Annotated in this window: 19 protein-coding genes; 4 read left to right on the forward strand and 15 right to left on the reverse strand. The window is 58.3% G+C overall.

Translation table 11 applies throughout. The features are described from left to right. Positions 1-25: 25 nt before the first annotated feature. From RSQ48_RS02565 to RSQ48_RS02575, 3 genes are read right to left on the reverse strand one after another with little or no spacing between them, the layout of a single operon-like run. Positions 26-3,778: a DUF6079 family protein gene (locus RSQ48_RS02565; protein WP_415302133.1), complete on the reverse strand. Its 3,753-nt coding sequence runs from the start codon at positions 3,776-3,778 to the stop codon at positions 26-28. After that, entirely contained in the window at positions 3,763-4,287 is a 525-nt protein-coding gene (gene brxF / locus RSQ48_RS02570) for a BREX-3 system P-loop-containing protein BrxF (RefSeq protein WP_415302134.1), read from the reverse strand. The genes RSQ48_RS02565 and brxF overlap by 16 nt, the downstream gene beginning before the upstream one ends. A 4-nt stretch (positions 4,288-4,291) precedes the next feature. Continuing rightward, positions 4,292-5,206: a WYL domain-containing protein gene (locus tag RSQ48_RS02575; protein WP_415302135.1), complete on the reverse strand. Its 915-nt coding sequence runs from the start codon at positions 5,204-5,206 to the stop codon at positions 4,292-4,294. A 278-nt stretch (positions 5,207-5,484) separates the two neighbouring features. Here RSQ48_RS02575 and RSQ48_RS02580 point away from each other — a divergent pair, with 278 nt between their 5' ends. After that, a complete protein-coding gene (locus RSQ48_RS02580) occupies positions 5,485-6,375 on the forward strand; it encodes a LysR family transcriptional regulator (RefSeq protein WP_415302136.1) in 891 nt (296 codons plus the stop codon). A gap of 37 nt (positions 6,376-6,412) precedes the next feature. On the opposite strand, the gene RSQ48_RS02585 is transcribed toward RSQ48_RS02580, so the two are convergent. Beyond that, positions 6,413-6,718: a helix-turn-helix domain-containing protein gene (locus RSQ48_RS02585; RefSeq protein WP_071037998.1), complete on the reverse strand. Its 306-nt coding sequence runs from the start codon at positions 6,716-6,718 to the stop codon at positions 6,413-6,415. Positions 6,719-6,839: 121 nt separating this feature from the next. On the opposite strand from RSQ48_RS02585, the gene RSQ48_RS02590 reads away from it, so the two are divergent. Both RSQ48_RS02590 and RSQ48_RS02595 read left to right on the forward strand, forming a co-directional pair. Continuing rightward, complete coding sequence (locus RSQ48_RS02590) at positions 6,840-7,481, forward strand: substrate-binding domain-containing protein (protein WP_415302137.1); 642 nt, start codon at positions 6,840-6,842, stop codon at positions 7,479-7,481. 673 nt (positions 7,482-8,154) lie between these two features. Further along, positions 8,155-9,192, forward strand: coding sequence for a DUF72 domain-containing protein (locus RSQ48_RS02595; protein ID WP_415302138.1), 1,038 nt, complete (start codon positions 8,155-8,157; stop codon positions 9,190-9,192). A gap of 56 nt (positions 9,193-9,248) precedes the next feature. Here the strand turns inward: RSQ48_RS02595 and RSQ48_RS02600 are convergent, their stop codons facing one another. From RSQ48_RS02600 to RSQ48_RS02645, 10 genes are all read right to left on the reverse strand, one after another. After that, the gene (locus RSQ48_RS02600) at positions 9,249-10,382 is read right to left on the reverse strand and encodes a calcium:proton antiporter (RefSeq protein WP_059318615.1); all 1,134 of its coding nucleotides are present in this window, start codon (positions 10,380-10,382) and stop codon (positions 9,249-9,251) included. Positions 10,383-10,716: 334 nt separating this feature from the next. Next, positions 10,717-11,646 carry a DNA-binding response regulator gene (locus tag RSQ48_RS02605; protein ID WP_230406241.1) on the reverse strand — a complete coding sequence of 310 codons (930 nt, stop codon included), beginning with the start codon at positions 11,644-11,646 and terminating at the stop codon, positions 10,717-10,719. A gap of 639 nt (positions 11,647-12,285) precedes the next feature. After that, complete coding sequence (locus RSQ48_RS02610) at positions 12,286-12,894, reverse strand: 2-hydroxychromene-2-carboxylate isomerase (RefSeq protein WP_131071268.1); 609 nt, start codon at positions 12,892-12,894, stop codon at positions 12,286-12,288. Then, a complete protein-coding gene (locus tag RSQ48_RS02615) occupies positions 12,891-14,219 on the reverse strand; it encodes an MFS transporter (protein ID WP_415302139.1) in 1,329 nt (442 codons plus the stop codon). The genes RSQ48_RS02610 and RSQ48_RS02615 overlap by 4 nt, the downstream gene beginning before the upstream one ends. A gap of 39 nt (positions 14,220-14,258) precedes the next feature. After that, the gene (locus tag RSQ48_RS02620) at positions 14,259-15,044 is read right to left on the reverse strand and encodes an aldolase (RefSeq protein WP_059318619.1); all 786 of its coding nucleotides are present in this window, start codon (positions 15,042-15,044) and stop codon (positions 14,259-14,261) included. Between the two features lie 180 nt (positions 15,045-15,224). Then, positions 15,225-15,404 carry a hypothetical protein gene (locus tag RSQ48_RS02625; protein ID WP_131071271.1) on the reverse strand — a complete coding sequence of 60 codons (180 nt, stop codon included), beginning with the start codon at positions 15,402-15,404 and terminating at the stop codon, positions 15,225-15,227. Positions 15,405-15,417: 13 nt separating this feature from the next. Next, on the reverse strand, positions 15,418-16,830 hold the full coding sequence (locus tag RSQ48_RS02630) for a GNAT family N-acetyltransferase (RefSeq protein ID WP_415302140.1): 1,413 nt from the start codon (positions 16,828-16,830) through the stop codon (positions 15,418-15,420). A 370-nt stretch (positions 16,831-17,200) separates the two neighbouring features. Further along, positions 17,201-18,370 (reverse strand): YncE family protein, encoded by a 1,170-nt coding sequence (locus tag RSQ48_RS02635; protein ID WP_415302141.1) that lies wholly within the window; start codon positions 18,368-18,370, stop codon positions 17,201-17,203. Between the two features lie 259 nt (positions 18,371-18,629). After that, the gene (locus RSQ48_RS02640; RefSeq protein WP_003803938.1) at positions 18,630-19,103 is read right to left on the reverse strand and encodes a nucleoside deaminase; all 474 of its coding nucleotides are present in this window, start codon (positions 19,101-19,103) and stop codon (positions 18,630-18,632) included. Between the two features lie 172 nt (positions 19,104-19,275). After that, positions 19,276-20,112: a bifunctional allantoicase/(S)-ureidoglycine aminohydrolase gene (locus RSQ48_RS02645; protein ID WP_003803937.1), complete on the reverse strand. Its 837-nt coding sequence runs from the start codon at positions 20,110-20,112 to the stop codon at positions 19,276-19,278. A gap of 410 nt (positions 20,113-20,522) precedes the next feature. On the opposite strand from RSQ48_RS02645, the gene RSQ48_RS02650 reads away from it, so the two are divergent. Next, positions 20,523-21,428, forward strand: a complete 906-nt coding sequence (locus RSQ48_RS02650) for a LysR family transcriptional regulator (protein ID WP_059318623.1) — start codon at positions 20,523-20,525, stop codon at positions 21,426-21,428. Between the two features lie 42 nt (positions 21,429-21,470). Here RSQ48_RS02650 and RSQ48_RS02655 read toward each other — a convergent pair whose 3' ends face one another. Beyond that, complete coding sequence (locus RSQ48_RS02655; RefSeq protein ID WP_003803929.1) at positions 21,471-22,367, reverse strand: cation diffusion facilitator family transporter; 897 nt, start codon at positions 22,365-22,367, stop codon at positions 21,471-21,473. Positions 22,368-22,459 lie beyond the last annotated feature (92 nt).

Genomic DNA, 22,459 nt, shown 5'->3' on the forward strand with positions numbered 1-22,459 from the left:
CCTGTTCGTTTGCAGAGTCATGGCATCACTCGATCACGAAGCGCAGCTTGGTGGCGTCCTTGCCCTTGCAGCGCTCGTTCATGAAGGCATCGAAGCGCTTACGAAGCTCATCCGGCGTAGCCGGCGATCCGCCTTGCAGCAGTGCCTGCTTGATCTCCTCATTCTTGACCGCGATCTTCTCCAGCCCCGACAGGGCCTCTTGCACGGCGTTGGCGAACTCTTGGGTCAAGGGCTCCGGCAGCTTGCGTGAGGTCAGGAAGGCGTCGATCAGCTTTTTGCTTACTGCGGGCAACAGGCCTAGGCTGTCCTGGGTGAACGGGTCTTCCAGGTTTTCCAGCAGGGTCTGCTGCCAGTTGGCCAGCAACGCATCCAGGTCATCGTCCAGCTTGTGCAGGCGGTTGGCGGCAGGCAGCAGCTCCAGTTGCTCGGCAGCCGGGCGGAACTGGCAGTGCGGGCAGACGGCGGCCGTGACCAGGGTCGGCTCATCCAGCGAAGAGCAGCTCTTGAGGCCATTGAGCGATTCCTCGAAGGCGGTGAGCTGGCTGGTGGGCATCAACGACACGCCGGCCAATACGCGCAGTGCCAGCAGACGCTCGTCGCGACGCAGGGCGTTGCGGGTCTTGTCTTCGGCCACGCCGAGCCGTGCCTTGCTGTGGCTGGCGATGTAGGCGGTGATGTAGTCCTTCTTGAGCTGGGCCAGCGTTTGCCGGCCATTACCCAGGATCAGGGCGGCGTGCTCGGCGCTGCGGTCCTGGCTGATCTTCTCGAAGATGGCCTTGCGGGCGGCTTCAGCCTGTTTCAGCCACGGGTGCTCGGCGGGCAACACCATCTCGGCCTGCGAGAGGTAGGACGCCGTGCTGCCCAGCTCCGCCACCAGTTCGAGCAGACGTTCTACTGCAGCCAGGATTTCCAGATTCTTTTTCTGGCCGTCCAGGTCTTCCTCGGTGACGCGCAGGTTCTTGAGTTTGCCGACGGTGTTGTAGGGTGTCAGCGACTCGGTGAACTTCTTCAGCGAATCGAGCCGGGCGTACCAGTCCTTGGCTTCTTCCTCACGCAGTAGGTTCTGGCCCCAGAAACCGAGCTTGCCTTGCTGCAGATCGGAGCCGGCCTTGAGCACGCGCGGCACCAGAGCGCTGACTTTCTCCTGCAGTTTGATAACCGGTTCAATGTCGCCCTGGCTGGCCTTCTGCGCCAAGCCAGACGGCAGATCGAACAACTCGAACAAGGCGCGCAGCACGGCGAGGTTGATCTCCTTGGGCGCCTCGATGTGCTTGAAAGCTTTGAGTTCCTCCAGTGAGCGTTCTGCCAGTTGGGTCAGCTTGCCGGAGTCGATCTTGTCGCCGGTGATCGACAGCACGATGTCACCGGAATAGACCAGCCCGCCCAGCACGGTGACCAGCAGGTCGGGTTCCAGCCGGTACTTGATCGGGGCGAAATACTCAATGTCGGACGAGCCTGACAACAGCTCGTTGCGGTTGAGCACCTGGCCGTGGCCCTTGGCTTTGAGCCGGCTCAGCACTTCCTGCGCGTAGCGGGAGTTGGCCGGATCGACGCGGTCGCCATCGAGCAGTTCCAGCGCATCGAGCATGGCCGCGGCATCCTTGGTGCGCGTGCCGCCAGCCAGAGCGCGCAATGCGTTGCCGATCAGTTGCTTGCGGTTGGTCTCGGTGACCAGCACGGAAAAGCTGGGGTATTCCGGCGCGAGATCGCCGAAACGCTGGCCCAGTACCAGGCCCGAAATGACGTTCACCACGTCACGAAAGTTGATGCGCTCGTCCGCACCGAGGCGCGCCCGGTCACGCAGCGACACGCCTTTGGCCCAGTCCTGCAGGTTCTTTTTCTTGCCCTGGTAGGTGACCTCGAAGGCGGTCATCTGCTTTTCCTGCAGCCACTTGCTCATGGCGCGCAGGAAATCCTGTGCCTTGGACAGGTAGATGGCCTTGGCGCCGCCACTGGCGGTGGATGCCAGATCGAGCGCCGCTGCGTAGGACGACAGGTGCCGCTTGAGATCGTCGTCCAGCCCGGTGAGGCGGAAGAAGACCTCATCCGACAGGTTGTTGTCGGCGAACTTCGGTTTGTCGAAGGGTTGGATGAAGTAGACGTAGAAATCGCGTTCGGGCTGGGCCGTAGGCCGATCATTCGGGGCGCCGAAGAACAGGTAGCCCATGCGCTCGACACGGCGTTCTTGCCATTCGAGCTGGTACTGCCAGATCTGGAAGCCGGGGTAACGCAGGTCGTCGCTGCACTCCATCAGCGCTTTGACGGCGCTGTAGTAGGCACGATCCAGCGCGTCGTCGGACAGGGCTTCGGCGCGCTTTTCGATCTGCGCGTCGTAGTCGATGTCTTTCTTGAGATCGAGGTAGTACTGCTCCGTATCGGGTGCCCTGGAGATGAACTGGCCGTTGACGGTCTTCAGCACTTCCCGCATCACGGTTTGCACCATCGACAGCAGGTTCTCGGCGGGGTCGCCCGGCATGTCCTCCACGCCCGGCTGGAACAGACACAGGGCGTCGCGCAGCTCGGCGGCGGTGGAGCCGATCGGAATGTGGATGTCGCCACCGGTGGTCAAGCGGTGGACGGCCAACGCATTGATGACGCGCAGTGCCATCGGCTTGTAGGCCGGGCGCGTGAAAGCCTGCTGCACGCGGGACTCCAGCACTTCGGACACGCGCATCACTTCCTTGATGTTCGGGTCGGCGCGCAAGACCGAGTTGGCCTTGATGGTGTTCCAGAAACTTTCGTAGCTGATGAACAGCGGCTTGTCGGCGGGCACTTCCTGGTCGAGGATGGCCAGCATGGCGGCCTCGATGGTCTTGAGCGCGCCGCGCTTCTCGGTGAAGTGGATCTGCTCGAAGGTCTTCAGGTAGTCCGGGTGCACAGGGAACAGTCGCACGTACTCGTCCATGCGCTCGTTCATGGAGCCGTAGAACTTGGCGAACGGCGTGAGGTATTCGCGGATCTTGTTCTGCTGGTCGGCAGTCTTCTTAAGCAGGCGCGCGGAGACGACGAAGCTGACGTCCTGGCGGTCGATGAGGATTTGGGTGAAGCGCTCGTTGACCCGGCGCATGCTGTCGGCAACGTGCTGGAAGCGCACGCTGTCGAAGATGGCTTCCTGCACGCCGGCCACGAAGCGGAACTTGAGATGTTTGGTGATTTCGCCGATCTGCCGCAGGATGGCCAAGTCGCGAATCAGTTCGTTGTCCTTGCGCGATTGCAGGTATTCCAGGAACTCATCGACCACCAGCAGCAGGCCCTGGTCTGGGTAGACCTCATGGAAAGCGGCCATCATTTCTTCAAGAGACTCTTTGTTGTTGAGTTCTTGATCTGCCGGCGGGAAGCTGTAGCTGACGCCCAGTTTGTCGAGGAAGCGCTCAAGCTGCTGGGTGATGACCTGGCGCAGCGGCATTTCCAGACCGCCCACCTCGATGCGAAGAACTTTGAATTTCCCGGCGATGGAGGCAACCGCCTCGGCGACCTTGGGGTGGCGAATCATCGGCGCATAAGCGGCGTCTTCTGCCACCAGCGACAGCACCGACATCAAGTGCGATTTACCGGTGCCGTAGTTGCCGACGATCAGCACGCCCTTGTGATCGACCGAATCCTCGAAACTGAGCTGGGGAACCATGAGCTTGGAGATTCGCTCGGCCATGTCGTCGGAGATGACATAGGTCGCGACGAGCTTCTTGGCTTCGTCCGGGCGTCCGGCATCGAGCAGTTGAATGACTGACTCGATCTGCTCAAACTGGATCAAATCTCCGTATTTCATGTTCGTACCCATATGCTTCTCTCTTCCCGCAGTTTTCGTAAATTCGGCCAAATTTCGAGTACGACCACACCGTCCTGGCTGTAGTCACGATGTTCTGGATGGCTCATGTCGGCGTAGATCAGCCGATCACCGCGCAGCTCGCCAGGCCAGACGGCCACGACACGCCTGGCGTGAGCCAGCCGCCTGACGAGGTCAAGCGGGTTGATCTGCAAGCTGGGCTCGAACAGCAACTCCAGGTTGTCGAGCAGCAGCGGGGTTTCGGTTCGTTCCCCGAATTGTTCAAGCAGCGCAATCTCGCGCAGCAATTCGCCGGCAGAGAAACCCCGCTTGTTGTTCGGCGTAGCGGCCAGCCGGCGCCCCAGCTCCAGGCCAACGTTGAGCGGCTCGATGTTGAGCTTGGCGCTGAGCTGGCGCAGTAGTTGGGTCTTGCCACTGCGGCTGGGGCCGACCAGCAGGATCAACTTGCTGTTGAGGTCGCCGATTTCGCCGATGAGTCGTTCCAGTTTCGCGAGCATGCTCATCCCATCAGTCCGTCTCGGCTTCGAGCCGGTGTTGATCAGGGGAGCGGTAACCCGGCGCCAGCACCGCACTGCGCACACCATAGATGGCGAGGTGGTTCCTCAACCAAAGCCGGTATTCGGGGCCGCGCAGGTTGTGGTCGGGGGAGCAGTCCACACTCCATTTGCGCAGGATGTATCCGGCGGTGGCGGCGCGCAGCTTCATGTGCAGCACACCACCCTGCATGCCGTAGTCCATTTCGGTGATTTCTGGCCGGGGCTGATCCGGGTGAGGAACCAGCTCCAGCTCGACGATCCGGGTCCACTGAATGTCCTGATCGTTCATTTCGTGGGGCGCCACGGGCTGCCCCTTGCGCACCACAGGGCACTTGATCCGGGTGATGACGAAATCCCGGAACTCCTGCGATTTGCGGTCGAAGGCGCGGACGTGCCAGCGCAGGCCGTTGTCGATCAACGCGAACGGGACGATCTCGCGTGTGGTGCGGCCACTGGAGATGGAGTGGTACTCGATACCCAGCGGGCATTCGTGGTGGATGGCACGAGTCACGCTCGCCAGGATGTCCAGGTCAGGGTGGGTGAGCCGGGACGGGCTCTCGCTGGCCACCCAGGCTTTGATGCGCATCGGTTCACCGTCGCCAAAACCCTGCGTCAGCCACGACAACACCCGCTCGGGCGGGAAGGTGAAGATCGGCTGGAAGCTCGGGCCGAGGACGTAGAACTTGCCTTTGCCGTCGTAGTCGATGTTGCCGGGGGCGATTTCCTTGTACAGCGCCAGGTCCCTGGACGCAGCAGCGGACTGGATACCAAACCGCGCGACCAAGTCCTGGCGGCGCATCTCCCCAATGAAGCGCACGCGCAACTCCACGAACGCGAGCCGGTCACGCTGTGGCTGGGTTAGATCGGCAAGCTGTTCGTGGGGCATCTTGGTTGGCTCGTTCGGGTTAGCGAATGCTTATGCAGATTTCTGCAGAAAGTATATGAGCTGCTTAAAAAGACGTTTATAAATCCAAGCGGGTTTGCTAGTGCGCTGCATTATGATAACCATTTTTTGAGGCGCAAATGAGTGATCTGACACGGACGAGTAGACGATCAGCCCAGCGGAGCGCACCAGGAACGGCGTGGAAGGGGGTGCATCCAGCAGGCCATCGCGGACGAAAACTGGTGCGAATAGATCCTTGATAGGGAACAGGAGCATGGCCCATGGAACTGCGACACCTTCGCTGCTTTGTGGCTCTCGCAGAGGAGCTGCACTTCACACGGGCCGCCGAGCGCCTTCATATCGAACAGCCACCCTTGTCCCGCGCCATCAAGGAGCTTGAGGGCGATCTGGGCGTGGTGCTCTTCGTGCGCAACCGCCGAGGTACGGTGCTTACCGAGGCGGGCGCAACTTTCCTGCAAGACGTGCGCAGGGTGTTCGCCGCGCTGAAGCAGGCTCAGGAGAACGCTCAGGCGGTCGCGGCGGGCCTGAGCGGAAGCCTTCGCATTGCAGTGTCCGACGGCGCAATCGATCCCCGGCTGTCGGCCCTCCTGGCCCGCTGCCGCGAGGAGGAGCCGGAGATCGAGATTCGCCTGTCCGAAGTGCCGCTGGCCGAGCAGTTGCGCGGGTTGCGCTCGGGCGACTTCTCGATCGGGTTTGCTCACATGGCGGAGGTCGGCGATGACATCCTGACCGAGCCACTCTGGCACGACTCGCTGGTGGTCGCCGTACCTGCCCGGCACCCTTTGCTTTCACACAAGGCCGTTCCGCTGCACCAGCTTGCGAGCTACCCACTGGTCTTATGCGACCCGCAGACATGCGAAGGCTGCTACCGCGAACTGACGCGGCTGCTGCGGCCGTTGGAGCGTGAGCCCGACGTTGTCGAGCATGTGTCCTCGCTGGATATGATGCTCACCCTGGTCGGTGCTGGCTACGGCGTTGGCTTCATCACGGCAACCAGGGTCGCGGCGAGCCCGCGCCCCGATGTGGTGATCCGTCCCCTGGCTATGGATTCCGCGATCATCACGACCTACTTGCTGCGGCCCGTCAGCGAGGATTTGCCGGTATCGGTGGAGCGGTTCATTGCGCGCCTGCGCGAGCACTCGGGCGATTGATGCGGCGGCACGAGCTGTGACTGAAGTTCGCGGCTGTTTATGGCGAGTCTTGCGGCTCACTGCCAGAGTTGAGGTTCTTTTCAGTCGCCGCCATCAACTCGCTGGCGCTAATCCCGAGCGCGGCGGCAATTTTCAGTATCAGGGGAAGCGTCGGCACATGCTCCCCGCGTTCGATCTTGCCCATGTGTGAACGCGATATTCCAGCCTGAAATGCAAAGTCGTCTTGAGCGACGCCGTGCGCGACGCGGGCCGCGCGCACGGCCCGCCCGAAAGCTAATGCTGGTTCGGATTCATAGGTGGGTGTGCCAGGTGGACGACCTGGCTGAATAGTAAGCTTCTGCATCGGCAGAAGCGTCAAACAATCCTCTTAAATTAACCACGTTAAACATATAGACGTTAAAGTTCTCTCTTTAATATGATGCTGGTTTGCCCTTGACCTGCTTTGTCGCTTCTGTGGGTTCTCCATGAACAACATCACCAGCCAGCCCGCCCACCTCAGGTTTGCGATAGCGCCAGGCGTATCGTCATCTCGGCTTTCGGCGCTGCTCGCGCTGCAACGTGCGCAAGAACCAGAGGTCAGCATCGGGTTCTTTGAGGTTGCAGGTGACGAGTTGCTTGATGGACTTCGTGAAGGCCGCTACGACGTAGGGGTGTCGCTTCAAGAGGCGAGCGATCCGGTCATCCAAACCCAGCCCTTGTGGGTTGAGAGCATGGCCGTTGCGATGCCGCTGCGGTTTCCATTGCTGGATCAGGCATCGCTCACCATCGCTGACCTACAGAACTACCCGATCTTTCGCTTGCAGGCTGAGGCCTGTTCTTCACTGGATCATCGGCTGCTCTCGCTCCCGTCCGCCGACCCGCAAAAACTTCAATACGTGACGTCTTTCGAGATGATGGCGCTATGGGTTTCTGCCGGCTACGGTGTCGGGCTATCCGCGCAATCGCGCATCAAGCACGCCCATGGATGGGGAGTCAGCATGCGCCCCCTGGACGACGGCCCCTACGAGATCGTGACGCACCTGCATAGGCCCCAGGGGCAAGCGAACTCTGTTTCCGTGCGATTCGAGAGCAGAGCTCTGCATGTAGCACAAGCTCAGGGCGCCTGATGCCGCTTCGCTTAGGAGCAGACCGCTGGGCACACAACTCAGTGGCTGTCAGTGGCTGCCCTAAGACCGCAGTGGATGCATCTATCCATCAGGAGGGCAAAACTGGTATCATTTACGGCCCAAACCGGACATCCGAACTTGGGAAACCCGTTATTAATCAATGGGTTGAATGATTGGATCGATTCCCATCACCCGCTCCAGTTCTGCTTTGTTTCCAACTCCCCCGTTTTTCTGCAACGTTTTCCCAAGCCAGGCTTTGCCGCTCTCGGGATTCGGGTGTGTTGGGCTGCAAAACGACTGCATTTCTACTTCTTAGGCTGTGGTAGCCGCTGATTCTTTCAGCGAAACTGGATGCACGTCGCTATGTATTGAAAATAAGTACACCTTTTATCGACGTGTCACTGGTGACGACATAAGGCGGCAACCTGTCGACGAAATCGAGATTTGGCATCATGATGCTTGATGCTGTGTGGAATCCGAGCCAGCCTTATATCCAGCTACCTACTTGGCTGCCCAAGCATGCACTGGACAGTCGTGTTGTTCTAAAAGCCCGCATTGAGGCGCGCACAGCATGGGCGGAGCTTAAGCAAGCTGCGCAGCTGATTCCTCATCAAACGATGCTGATCACGTTGCTCATTGGCGACCAGCTCCTTCCCATGGCACTATATTTGGCATGCAAGAAGATCTTTTCGGCGATGCCATTCCTCAGCCACCCGCCTCAAAGCCCGCCGCCCTCTCGCGACGCAAAATCACCAAAGTCAGCCTTGCTGCTTCCGCCCTGGAGCTAAGCGAGCTGGCAGCTCAGCTGCCTGAAACCCTGCGTTTCGGTGTCTCCACCTGGTCTTACCCCGGTTGGCAAGGTTTGGTCTGGGCTGGCGAGTACGAGCCAAGTACCTTGTCCAAGCACGGCCTGGAGGCCTACCACCAACACCCCTTAATGCGCGCGGTGTGCATTGATCGGACTTTCTGGCGTCCTTTGACGGTCACGCAGTATGGCGCCTACGCCGCGCAGGTCGATAAGGATTTTCGCTTCGTCGTGAAGTGTCCATCCCTGATTACGGACGCGCAAGTGCGCGATGAGCAGGGCAAGGTGCGCAAGTCCAATCCCGACTTTTTGAACCCGCGTCTGGCGGTGGAGCAGTTTGTGCAGCCTGCCGTGGAGGGCTTGGGGGCCAGCCTGGGGGTACTGGTCTTCCAGTTAAGCCCACTGTCCTGGGCTTGGTTGCATCGGCCCGTCGACTTGTTCCATAAATTGGGGCACATGCTGGCGGCGGCACGCGAGGCTTTGCCTCAAGGCTCCTCAGTGGTGCTTGCCGTAGAAGTGCGAGACCCCGAGCTGCTGAGTCAAAATCTGGTCGATACGCTCAAGGCCAATGGAGCAACGTTTTGTCTGGGCCTGCATGGCAAGATGCCGCCCATCGAGGAGCAGTTGCCGATATTGCGCGCCTTATGGCCCGGTCCTTTGGTGTGTCGCTGGAATCTGAATCGGGAGTTTGGGGCCTACGGTTATGCCGATGCTCAGAAAAAACACGCCCCTTTTAATGCCATTGTCAGCGAGGACTTGCCTACGCGTACCGTGCTGGCACGCACGATTGGCGGCATCACGGGGGCGGGCCAAGCTGCTTATGTGACGATCAGCAATGATGCAGAAGGCTGCGCACCGCTGTCCATTCAGCGGCTGGCGCAGCTTATTGCGGCGCAGAAAAAGTAAAGGCGAGGCGGGCGGGCCCGTCTGTCTGCGTCAAGAGGGGTCCTTTTGGTGCCTAATCAGGGATAAAACAGCAGCAGTCCGAACACGGCAAAAACCATCAGGTGCATATAGCCGTGAATGGGAGAGGTACGTGGGCCGCCAAAGCTCAGCATGCTCAGCATGACGGTAAGCAGAAACAGCACCATGTCGGTATTGCTGATACCCATAACGACCTGTTTACCGCTTATCAAGCCGATAAGCAGGACCACGGGTACGGTCAGCCCAACGGTAGAGACAAAGGCCCCCAGACAAAGATTGATGGCGCGTTGCATTTCATTGTTCATGGCGGCCTTGATGGCGGTAATGGACTCGGGGGTGAACACGATAATGGCAATCAGCACCCCCCCGACGGCGACGGGCGCGCCGGAGGCGGCAATCCCGTAATCGGTCACGATGGCCAAATCATGCGCCAGCAAGACAATGGGCAAAATCAGGGCGATCAGCACCAGGCTGCGTATCAGCATGGCGCGGGTAGCCTGGGGATCACGCGGTGGGGGCGTTGCGTTCTTGGCGCCTGGCACAGTGTCATGGGGTTGCATATAGTCATGACGACGGCTACCCATTTGCAGAGACAGGAACAGGGCATAGATCAGGCCCGTCAGTATCGAAATGCCGATGGCCTGTGTCGTGCTGAACTCGCCCGCAGTGCGGGTGTAGTTGGGCAGTATCAGCGCCATACTGGTCAGCAAGACGATCATGGACAGGTAGGTGCGGGTACCCTGACGGTTGAACGCCTGATCGCCATTGCGCGCCGCGCCGGCAATCAGGCACAGCCCAGTGATCAGATTCAGAATAATCATCATCACCGCATAGATCGAATCTCTGCCTATGGTGGGAAAGTCGCCCGGCCCCAGCAGCACCGAGGCAATCAGAATGACCTCGATCAGCACAATGGATAAAGTCAGGATCAGGGTGCCGTAAGGTTCGCCCAGTTGATGGGCCAGATGGTCTGCCTCACGAACGACGCCAAAGGAGGCGGCCAGAATGGTGATGAACAGAACCAGAAAGGCGAGGGTTGCCGTAGTGCCGTTCAGGGAGTCGCCCAGCCATTGACTGCCAAAAACCGTGAACAGACCCACAATGGACCAGGAGCCGAACAGGCGTAACCAGGTGACAGGTGCAAGCAGAGGGGAGGAGCCGGTGTGTTTCATGGTTGTTGTTTCCCGCGCGCAACGCTGAAGATGGCCAGGCGACGCGATGCGTCGTGCTCAAAAAACAGGCAGGAATGGGAAGCAGGAACATGCGCCAGGGCATGTGAGGGTGAGGCAGGGTGGACCATCGTGGATGCTCCTTTTGAAGGAGTAGGGCCGTCCCTGTATTGAAAAGGCAGATCCAGGTCGTCCCGGATCTGTTTTGAATTGAGCTATTCAAGCCCACGATTTTATCATCCTGTGCCCATACGGCAAGTCGGGGGCTTCCCAAGTGGTGCTTTCGCGGACGGGAATCTTCTTTTGCGCACCTGCGTGCCGCTTTATTCCCTCCTATTTAAGGTGGGCACCATTCTGATGAAAAAGAGGGAGAACCCAGGGATCGAAGAGCTGGTGTTTTTTCTGTGGGGAGTTTGTTTTTTTCAATGGCCTGTCTGAATTTGCCAGGCGCCACACCTGCATAGGTTTTGAATGCGGTCGAGAAATTGGCCGGGCTGGAAAACCCCAAGTCGGTTGCGATGACATCAATTTTCAAGGCGGTCGTTCGTAGCAGATACTCAGCCCGATACATACGCTGCAGTCGGATATAGTTGCTGACGCTCAAGCCGAAATTGCGCTGAAATATATTCATGATTTTTCGTCTTGAGATCTTGAACATATCGCACAGTTCTTTCTGGCTGGGCGGTGAGCCCAGATTGGCATCGATTGTTTTTTGAATGGCGTAGATCAGCATGCTGGTTTCAGCAGTGGTGCTGGGCCGTTGGGTCAGAGGCTTGCCGGCAGAGAGGTGGGAGAGCGCCTGTTTGGGATTACGTAAAGGAACGTTGATGCGCTCTTTGACTTCGTCAACGGCATAGGGATTGCCAATGTAATCAACGGCTCCTGCCTTCAGGAAATTGACGCATTCTTCACTGCTGCTTTCGCTGCGTGAATCCAGAATGATGATGGGAATGTGAGCGGTTGCTTTTAGCCCTTGCAGCATGTGTGTCAGCGATAAGGCATCAATCCCGCCTACTTGTTTATCCATCAGGATAAGTTCGGGTAGCGTTAGCTGGGCCTTGGTGTAGCCTTGCACTCCATCAGCGGCAACAGAAACCCGAAACGCTCCAGCCAGCAGAGATTGCAGAAGGTGTTCGTGCTGTCGAGTGTTATTGGAGATCAGCAAAATCCTGGTTTTTTGATCCGGCTGACACTTTATAGTGGCGTATTTGTTCAATATAAAGCCCCGCGCCCTTCTTCTGTCGAAGACGGCTACCTTTACTGGCATTGCTCAAGTAGCCAATTCCTTCAGAATACAGACTCTATGAATAGATAAAATCTATCGATATGATTCGTACGGCAGACATAACATTTTGTATCAACGGAAAAAGTAAATTTTCAAAATTGCTCATTGCATTTTATTTTTGGCAGGCGGCGTGCTGAAAGCCGGAATCCCGGGCTTTAGGCCGAACCCAGAAGTCGATTCTCAGCAATGCTACGTTGACGTATGGGTGAATTTTCCTGGCAGGAACAAGCGTGATTCTACGGCTTTTAAGACCGAACGAATGAGGGGGCTTTGGCAGGTCTGCCGTTGCTTTTCAGGTCTGCGCGTGTAGCCGTTCGCAGGTGTTTCACCCGAGCCTCCCCGTTTTTTTGTGAGGACTCATCCGCGGCGCTCAGTCAGTCAGTGAACGAGCATCGACGTGAACCCTGGGGGGGCTGAGTGTTGAGCTTTCTCAAGCGCCGGGCTTCGGTGTTGGGATGGTTTTTAGACCGTTTTGGGGTCCTCGCTCTTGAATGACATTGAGCAGGATGGAGACGGGGCGCAGCCAGTCTCTGACGCGACTATCGCTAAGGGCAGAACAAGCTTGGTAGCCTTGTTCTGCCCTTGCTGTAAAACCCGTTGAACACTAGTCGGAACGTCGACTTAAGCCGGGGCAGGATGCATGTGGATGGCCTCGTCCAGCATGTCCAGCCTGTCTTGCCCCCAAAATAGCTCGCCCTGATACACATAGGAGGGTGAGCCGAATACACCGGCTGCAATCGCTTCGTCGGTATAAGCCTGATAGCGTTGTTGCATGTGCGGCGCCTGTTCAAACCAGTAGTCAGCGTCCAGGTGCTGTGACTGCATGATTCGAGCCAGTACTGCTGGATCGGCAATATTGCGCTCTTCACACCATTGCGCCCGCAGTATGGCCTTGTACAGCTCTAGGACGGGCAAGCCGGCCTGATTGATGGCGATGACCACGGTCGAGGCCAGCGTGGCATCCGGGCACATGAAGCGGGGCGTGGGGTTGATGGGGGTGCCCAGCTTGCGGCACCAGCGCTGCAGTTCAGTGATCCGATAGGCCTGGCGTTCGGGGGAGCGTTGTCCGAGCAGCACACCCCCTGTACGGGCATACACCTGCGGCAAATCGACGGGCTTGTAATGGATGGGGACACCCTGTTTGCGGGCGATCGCCTCCAGACGGTCGGCTCCCAGGTAAGCCCAATCCGAGTTCATCCAGAAGTAGTAGTGAATGCCGGCCGTGCTCATGTGCGCACCTTGGGACGGGAAAGATTGGGCAGGGAGAAGTGGGCCGGTCCGTGCATGAACCAACTGCTGGCAAAAGCGATCAAGCCCAGCGCACTCAGATACCAGACGATGTAGTCAGGTTGTCCGTCTCCATAGGCCAGTAAGGAAGTCGCCACCAAAGGGGCCAGACCGCCACCGATGGCGCCAGAGACCTGGACAGCGATTGAGATCCCGCTGTAGCGTACCTCGGGGGGGAACTGCGTGGAAAACAGACCGCCCTGCGGGCCATAGAGTGCTGCATAGACCAGACCAATGGCAATGACCAGCGCCAAGGTGATGGTGCCGGTGTCCAGGCTGCCCAGCATGGAGAAGAAAGGCGAGGAGAATGCCAGCATGCAAAGCGTACCCGCCATAAAGACCCATTTAAAGCCGAGACGGTCGCCCAGTACGCCAAACAGGGGCATGGTGAACAGCGCGGCAAAGGCGCCCCATACCGTGGCATTGAGCATCACACTACGCTCTACCCCGAGGGTGGTGGTGGCATAAGCCAGGGCGAAGGTCACCACCGTGTAAAACCAGGTGACTTCAGCCAGGCGGCCGCCGACCACCAGCAGCACTTCACGGGGGTAGTGACGCAGCACTTCCAGGGCGGGAATAGCGACCTGCTTGCCCTTTTTGCTCATCTGCTCAAAGTCTGGAGATTCGACCACTTTGGCTCGAATCCACCAGCCTACCAACAGCAGCGCGACACTGGCCAGAAAGGGCAGGCGCCAGCCCCAGCTCAACATGTCTTCTTCGGGCAGGCTGGCAACGGCTCCCATCGCCAAAGAGGACAAAATAAGGCCCGGCGCGACCCCGGTCTGGGGCAGACTGCCAAAAAAACCTTTTTTACCATCCGGGGCGTGTTCCACCGCCATCAGGACAGCGCCACCCCATTCACCTCCCACGGCAACCCCTTGCAAAAAACGCATCAGGACCAGCAGGACGGCCGCCCAATAGCCAATACTGTCGTAGAAGGGAATCAGTCCGATCAGGATGGTAGGAATACCCATCAGAAACAGCGTAATTAACAGCATGGATTTTCGGCCCAGCTTGTCCCCGAAATGGCCGAACACAAAACCGCCCAGGGGACGGGCAAAAAAGCCTACGGAATAGGTGGCAAAGGCCGCCAGAGTGCCCGTAATCGGGTCGAAGGCGGGAAAAAAGATCTTGTTGAAGATCAGTGCGGCAGCAGTGCCGTAGAGGAAAAAGTCATACCACTCTATGGTGGTTCCCATCATGCTGGCCAAGCCAGCAGTGACGTACTGGCGCGACGAACGCGCCTGTCCGGTGTGAGGCATCGTCATAGCGACCTCCTGGTGGAAGCGGGGTGTTGAGTGTGGGCGTCAGCGAGTCGTTGTTAAGGGCGCAATGCCTTGGGTCTGACGGGACCAGTAATCGAAGGTCGCGTTCACAATGGAGGGCTTGAGCAGGTAGTCGTGGGCCTCGGCCGCCAGAGTGTCATCGACGGGAGTCAGCGGGCCAAACGCCGCTTGCGCACGCACCTGCAGGCGTGCCGCACGCTCCAGGTAGACCGACAGGTAGGTCGCCTCCTGGCAGCTTTTTCCCGCAGTCAGGTAACCGTGGTGAGCCAGGATGATGGCGCGCTTGTCGCCCAGCGCTTTGGAAATGATAACGCCCTCCTGGTCGGCAATGGGTACACCGGGCCATTCGCCCAGAAACGCACAGTCATTGTGCAACGGCGTCATGTCCATTTGCGAAATCACCAAAGGCTGGCGGGCGGTCGCCAGCACGGTCGCCCAGGGTGAGTGCGTGTGAATGATGGAGTTGACGTCGGGGCGGGCTTCGTACACCCACAGGTGAAAGCGGGTGGCGGGGTTGGCCATGCCCTGGCCGCTCAGGGTGTTCAGGTCGCGATCAACTTCAATGAAGTCATCGGGTGTGGCTTCATCAAAACCCAGACCAAAGCGCAGGGTCCAGTAGGCCCCGGGACGCTCGGACCGGACACTGATCTGGCCGGCCAGACCGGCCTCCTGTTCGGTCATGGCCAGAATGCGACAGGCAAACGCCATGGTTTCGCGGGTGTCGCGCTGGACTTGGGGTAGATGCGTGGCCATCTCTTGGGTGGCACGTTCATCGAAATAGGATTTGTCTCTGAGGGGGGTATCCATGCGATTTGTCTCCTTTAGCATGCTTCGCCGGTCTATGCGCCGACGATGGGGTCATTGTCTTGATTTAAATCAAAAGGAGCTATGTGCCTTGGCTCATAGATCCTATTCCATTTGGCATGAAGAGGGATCGCATATGCCGGCCCGGCATGAGCCGGGCGCGGCGACTTTTCTCCTTTGCGTTTATGCCTGACGCCATCGGGAGCGCTCGCGTCGTCGCGAGCGGGACCAGGGGTGTTGCACCTTATGCGGCTGTGGCCGGGGATCGGGTGGATGTCGCGTGTCATTATTTTCCACGGGATTGGAGTCCGGTTTGGGCGAGTCCAGAAAGACATCAATGGAACAATCGCAGTCGAGGTACATGGACAGTCCTTTGTCAGCGTGAAGAAAGGGGAGGTAGTAGCGCAGCCCCGTTGCGGGCTTGCGTCTCTCCTGAAAAAAACGTGTCATAGCGCTCTAGCAAGGCTTGCAGAATCAACTCAAGGTAGTTGTCCTGCTCAACCGGCAGGCGCGCCTGCAGGTGCGCCAGATGTTCGTTATCTTGTTGCCCGCCCCAGTGCTTGTGGTAGTGGCCTTGTTGATAGCCACGTAGCTGGCGCAATCGGTTCAGGGCATTTTTGCCGACGTAGGCATGGTAGAGCGTATCCAGAGTCAGACCGCACAGGCCTGCCAGCAAGGCAAAGCCCTCAAAATCAAAGTGACGGGTTTGCAGTACTCGCAAGGTAAAGCGTTCCAGGGCATGCATGAGCGTGGTGGAATCACCGGCGGCTGTGTCTTGGGCGTGTTGGAGCTGTTCCAGCGCGGCAGCGGCTTCTTGTTCGCGCAAGGCATCGTTAGCGCGAAGCACATCACACAGTCCGAAATGCAGAATATCGATTAACTCCAGCTGTAGTTGCGGCAGATTTCGTTCGGACTGTTGCCACCACTTCCAGTCCAGGTAAGCAGCCAGCTCCGCGCATTCCACCCAGATTGCGCGGTAGTAGTCCTGTTTGGCTACTCGCCAGTTCGGGTCAATCAATTGATTCAGCTCGGATTGCAATGCGAGCATCTGCTGGAGTCGGCGCACGCCCGCAGCGGTGGGGGTGGGCGTTACATGCTGACCCAAACGCTGCTTTTGTTGACCCTGCCCGTCAAAGTTTTCCGGGGCCAGCCACGTCTGGAAATTTGTTTTCAGGGTAGGCCATTCTTTATCGGTGATGGAGAACCAGGCTGTGTCGCGTGAACGGCCCTTATAGACAACGGCCTGACGGAACACCCCCTCGTAACGAAAGCCTAGACGCCGTGCTGCTGCTTGTGAGGGGGCGTTGTGCGTGTCGCATTTCCATTCGTAGCGACGGTAGCCCAACTTCTCAATGGCGTAGGCCATCAACAGATAGTGGGCTTCGGTGGCCAGGCGGGTTTGTTTCAAGGCGGGTGACCAGGCGACAAAACCTACCTCGATACAGCCGTTTTGCGCGTCAATCCGCATGAGGGCCAGGGTGCCTAACGCCTGTCCGGTCGTCTGGTCTACGACGGCGTAATGCACGGCATTGCTGGCCTGGCTGATGGCGTGGAGGTGCTGATCGAACTGTATCCGGTTGCTGAAGGGCCCGACTGACAGATAGGTCCAGTCGCGCCCGTCGCGGGCGCGGCTGTAGGCCTGATACAAGCTGTCGCCATGCTTGTCGGGGTCCACGGCTTCCAGGCGACAGTATGTGCCCTGAAGAACGCAGCGTGCAGGTTGGGGGCGGGCTTGCCAGTGGGCAAGCGCGGGGCCAATAGGCTGATGATAAGCGTTTAGCTGAACCATAGGTCATCTGCAATAGAAAACGCTCCAGAGATGCCTGTGTGGGGCATCTCTGGAGGCGGAAAAGGCATGGACTTGGCCGGGAATCGGCAGGCGTCTTGCTAGGTCACTAATTGATTCTATTGATCAAGTGGCAGGTTGCAGCAATCCGCTTTTGGTCTGGTTTCCAGACCGCTTTGTGTCAAGGGGAGTGACATGCGTCGGGCGCACCCCGAGGTTGACCTGGAAAGAGGGTAGGAGCCAGGGGCAAAACCAGGCTGGATGCGAGGCTCAGAAGGGGTTACGCGGGTGGGCGGACCCCAGTGTGAGGTAAAAAAAGCCGGCTTGGCACAGTGGACAAACCAGGCTTTGGGATGGGTATCAGACCGCAGGTTTAGAGTTGGTTCAGGTTCAGACGCAGCACGCTATCCTTGGCCCCTTTCAGGTAATGGGGGCTCTTGTCGCCATGCGGAGCCTTGATGGTCACAAAAGCGGTCTGGCCGTCTGCGCTCAAGGTGACGCTGTTGGGGTGAATGGGGGCGCTGAGGCGATGTTTCACGGCCAGAGTTCGGGCATCCAGAATGTTGATGGCGCCGGTGCCAGCAGGCGAGTCACGATCCACGCCGCGGTTGGTGGCGATCAACTCCTGGCGAGCCGGGTTATAGACGATATCGAGCAGCCCTGGGCCGACGTCAACCGAGTTTTCCACTTTCCCTGAGGTGGTATCAAAGACGTAGATCTTGCCGGTATTGGCATCGGCGCCGAACAACTGCTTGCCATCCGCACTCAGGGCCACATTCACAAAGAAGTGACGCGAGTCCTCACGCTTGTCGCTTTTGGCATCGCCCGTGCTAAAGCGCTGCTCGATCGTGCCGGTGGCGGGGTTGATGACCGCAATCTCTTCCTTGCCGCCCTGACCCACGAACAGACGCTTGGTGTTGGCGTCATACGCGGCACCCGCAGGCCACAGTCCCACATTGTCGATATTGTGCAAAATACGGCCTTGGGTGCCGTCCACAATCCACACACGCCCCCCTTCAGCGGGGTTGGTCACAAAGATGCGGTTGTCTTGTTCATCAATGATGACCTTGCGGGTATGTTCCCAGCCTCCCTTGTCCTCTTTCTGGCCCAGCTGAATCAATTGTTTGACCGTACCGTTCAGGCTATTGAGGGCCAGTAAGGAGCCATCCAAGGTATTGCCCACGTACAGGGTGTGTGTTTTCTGGTTCAGCCCCAAGGCAAATGCCCGTCGTGGCAGTTGGATCAACTGTGCTGGTTGCAAGGTGTCCTGGTCCAGAACATGCACAAAGCCGGCGGTACGATCCTCAAACAAAGGGGTGGCAGCCACGAACAATTGATTGCTGTCCTTGGCGGCCAGCACTTCGTAAGCCCCTTCGATTGAGTCCTGGCGAAAGCTCACCTGCGCCTGCGGGGCTGTGTTGGCACGAGACGCGTTCAGGCCCGACTGTTGAGATTGCGGTGTGCTTTGGCAGGCGCTCAGCAGCAAGGCCCCCATGACAGAGGCAACAATCATTTTCAAGGAGGCGGGGCGGCACACAATCATGGATTTCCTTTGGACGTGAACAACAACAAACTGACTGCAGAACGGGCGTGAGGCTGCCGTCAGCCCCAATGCGTCAGAGCCACAGTGCTTACGGCCATAACCACATTGCGGACCTGTGCAGTCGCCTGTTCTGATTCGGTAATAAATTAATAAATGAGAATCGTTACTATAAACAATTCGATTTATAAGCTTTTCTTGTCATTCTGTCCATGCCAATACGCAAGACCCTGCGCGAACGCAGGGTCTTGAAGGTGCTGGGCTAATCCTGGGCGGGGCCTTGACCAAAACGGGCTTGCCAGTCTTCGTAGACTTGGCGTTTTTCAGCCAAGGGCAAATGTTCCACTTTCACACCCTGTTGTCCGAAGTCCTGGCGCATTTTTTGATAGAAGGCTTGGGTGGACCAGCCAAAAGGAGCCCCTTCCTTATCATCGGCGCAGTACACCACGCGCTCTACGCCTGCCGCGATCATGGCAGCCATGCACATGGGGCAGGGGATGCCGCTGGCATACATGGTACTGCCGGTGTGCTGGCTGCTTTTGAAGGTTTGGCTGGCATTGCGCAGGGCCTGGATTTCCGCATGCGCGGTAGGATCATGGGCGATATAGGTTTCATTCACCCCTTCGGCCAGCACTTGGTCGTTACGTACCAACACCGCACCAAAGGGCTGACCGCCACGGTCAACGTTCTCTTTCGCAATCTGGATGGACCGCAGCAGATAGTGTTTATCGTTCATGTTTTTCTCCCTGAGAGAGCAAAGCTTGGAATAAGTCCTGACACGTGGGGCTGTGTCGTGTTCGGTGTGCCGACTCTACCTTAAAGAGGTTAAAGGCGGGCAGTTCAGATTGGGCCTGTCTGCAACGCAAAACAGCCGCTGGCAGGCAGCGGCTGTTCGGGTTCAGGCCATATTAGCGTTTGCCGCCAATGGTCAGGTTGGCATGACGGTTAACGTCTTTGTACAACAGGTAGCGGAAACGGCCAGGGCCGCCGGCATAGCAGGCCTGTGGGCAAAAGGCACGCAGCCACATAAAGTCGCCGGCTTCCACTTCAACCCAATCCTGGTTCAGGCGGTAAACCGCCTTGCCTTCCAGAACGTACAGGCCATGTTCCATGACGTGCGTTTCTGCAAAGGGAATCACGCCACCGGGTTCAAAGTTCACGATATTCACATGCATATCGTGGCGCATGTCGGACATATCGGCAAATCGGGTGGTGCTCCAACGACCATCGGTGTCAGGCATGACGCGGGGTTCAACGTCTTTCTCGTTGGTCACGAAAGCCTCGGGGGCATCCAGACCTTCGACACGCTGGTAACGCTTGCGGATCCAGTGGAAGTTGGCCAGTTCGCTGCTGCGGTTGTGCAAGGACCAGTTGGTAGACGGAGGAATAAAGGCATAGCCGCCTTCTTCCATGATGTGTTTGGTGCCTTCCAGAACCAGTTCGAGCTGGCCCTTGACGACAAAAATCACGCCTTCGGCCTCGGGGTCATCCTCAGGGTGGTCGCTGCCACCTTGCGGGCCGACTTCCATGATGTATTGCGAGAAGGTCTCGGCAAAGCCGGACAAAGGCCGTGCCAGTACCCACAGACGGGTGTTTTCCCAACCGGGCAGGTAGCTGGTCACGATGTCCTGCAGCACGCCTTTGGGCAGCACGGCATAGGCTTCGGTGAACATGGCGCGATCCGTCAGCAGCTGTGTCTGTGGCGGATGCCCGCCTGGCGGGGCGTAGTAATTGACTTTGGACATGTTGATTCCCAATGAAATTCAGTAAGGAAAAATCTGTCGAACGGCACGGCGCAATCCCTGCGGCGGCCCAAAGGCAGAGGCGGGATGTCGTTGTAATGCGCGGGACCAATACACATTAACGAGAGCTGGTGATATTTACAAATTAAATGTATAAATCTCTTGTATTTGTTTTTTGAATAGCTGGAAGCGTGGGCTCGGATTTGAAACCTGGCGCGCAGTGGGCCAGACAGGCGCCCTCAGGATCTGCATTCGTCTCCCACCATGCTCTGACGCGGCAGCGCGGTCAATTCACAGGCAGACTCCGTTTGCCACACCGCAAGATGCGTCTTAACGGCCGGTGTGGCAGCTTGAAAAAATCGTTCTGCCACGCCCCGGGCGCTCATCGAGAATAGAGAAAAGGGGGTGAACACATGGATCATCAACGATCCAGCAGTCCCAGTCTGAACCGGCCTTTGTATGACCTGGATCTGCTATTGGCCTTGTTGACGGTTGTTGACTGCGGCAGTTTTACAGCGGCAGCCAGTCGTTTGCACTCAACACAGTCCACGATCAGTCAGAAGGTGCGTCGTCTGGAGGAATTGGCAGGACTGCGTTTGCTGGACCGGGCCAGTCGTGGTGTCAGCACGACAGAGGCGGGGCAGACCTTGCTGGCTTACGCGCGTCAGATGCTGGCCTTGAACCATCAGCTCTCTGAAGCCTTGTCGGGTTCTTTGGTAACCATCTCCGTGCGTCTGGGTGTGCCGGAGGACTTCACCAATGGCCAGACCATGCGGGCGTTGGCTGGTTTCAACCGCCGGTTTCCACAAGTGCGCCTGGAGGTCAGCAGTGGTTTGAGCAGTGATTTGCTGGCGGCTTATGATCAGGGTGAGCTGGATCTGGTCTTGGTCAAGCAGCGGCATAATGCCCGCGAGGCGGTGGCTTGTCTGCCCGAGCAGACGGCGTGGGTCGACAGTGCCACTGATCCTGTCTTTCATCTGGACCCTATTCCTTTGGTCACCTTCCCGCGTCGCGGTGTTTACCGCGAAGAGATTATCAGTGCCGTGGAATCCTTGGGGCGGCGCTGGCGCATCAGCTTCACCAGTTCCAGCTTGAGCGGGATTCAGGGGGCTGTGGCCGATGGAATGGGCATCAGCCTGCTGCCGCGGCGTGCGGTACGTCAGGATCATATTGAATTGGGGCAGGCTCAGGGACTACCGCGCATTGACGCTTTTGAGCTGGCGATATTGCATCGGCCTCACGCCAATGAGATGGTGACCGCCTTGTCCCGGGTGCTGGTCGAGATGCTGGCCCCCGAGAGCGCCCGCCGCACGTCATAGCCGGGCGGGCTGCCTGGGCCAGTGATCAAGGTAAGTGCAATCTTACTGTTTGGGGGTGACCGGATCAAAGTGCGTCATTACATCCAGTACCGGCTCTTCAGCCATGACGCGATCTCTTGCCGCCACAGCGATGGCATGGCCTTGGGCAATCGTTAAGGTGCCGTCCATTTCCAGATCGACTTCCACCCAGATCATGTCGCCCAGTTTGCGGGTGCGCAACTGGTGTATCCCTTCCACCCCGGGTGTCTCGCGTAACAGCTTGGCGATGCGCTCCTCGGTTTCCTGATCAACGGCTTTGTCGGTCAGGTCATGAAACGCGCCGATAGAAAATTTCCAGCCCATGCGCACAATCATCAAGCCCACGATACTGGCGGCCAAAGGGTCGCCCAAGGGCAAGCCTGCCAGGTTGGCCAGGACGCCGAGGCTGACAACCAGGGAGGAGGCCGCATCGGAGCGGGCGTGCCAGGCATTGGCAACCAGCAAGGTTGAGCGCAGACGTTTTGCCACGCGCAGCATGTAGCGAAACAGGAGCTCCTTGCTACACAGAGCGGTAAAGGCAACGAGTAGGGCTACGGGATGGACGGCCTCAATGCTGCTGGGGTCCCGCAATGAAGAGATGGCATTCCAGAGCATGCCGGCGCCTACGGCCAGCAACAAACCGCCAATCGCCAAGGTGGCAGCGGTCTCGTAACGCAAATGTCCGTAGGGGTGGTCGGCATCGGGGCCGCGACGGCTATGGTGATTGGCAATCAGCACCACAAAGTCCGAGAACAGGTCTGACAGGGAGTGGATGGCGTCGGCAATCAGGGCCTGGGAATGGGCGAAGATACCCACCACAATTTGCAGCAGGCTCAAGCTGATATTGACCAGAACACTGACCCAGGTTGAACGCTGGGCACCATGGTGCCGATCCAGATCAGAGGGGGTGAGATTTTCCATGCCAGAAGGTCCTTGCAGCCAGAGCGTCAGGCTGTGTATCAATACAGCGCTTTCAAGGTAGAGAGTGTATCGGCTTTCCTGCAGGCAGGGGC

The organism is Alcaligenes sp. SJTW-7 (assembly GCF_047716895.1).
GTDB lineage: Bacteria > Pseudomonadota > Gammaproteobacteria > Burkholderiales > Burkholderiaceae_B > Alcaligenes > Alcaligenes ammonioxydans.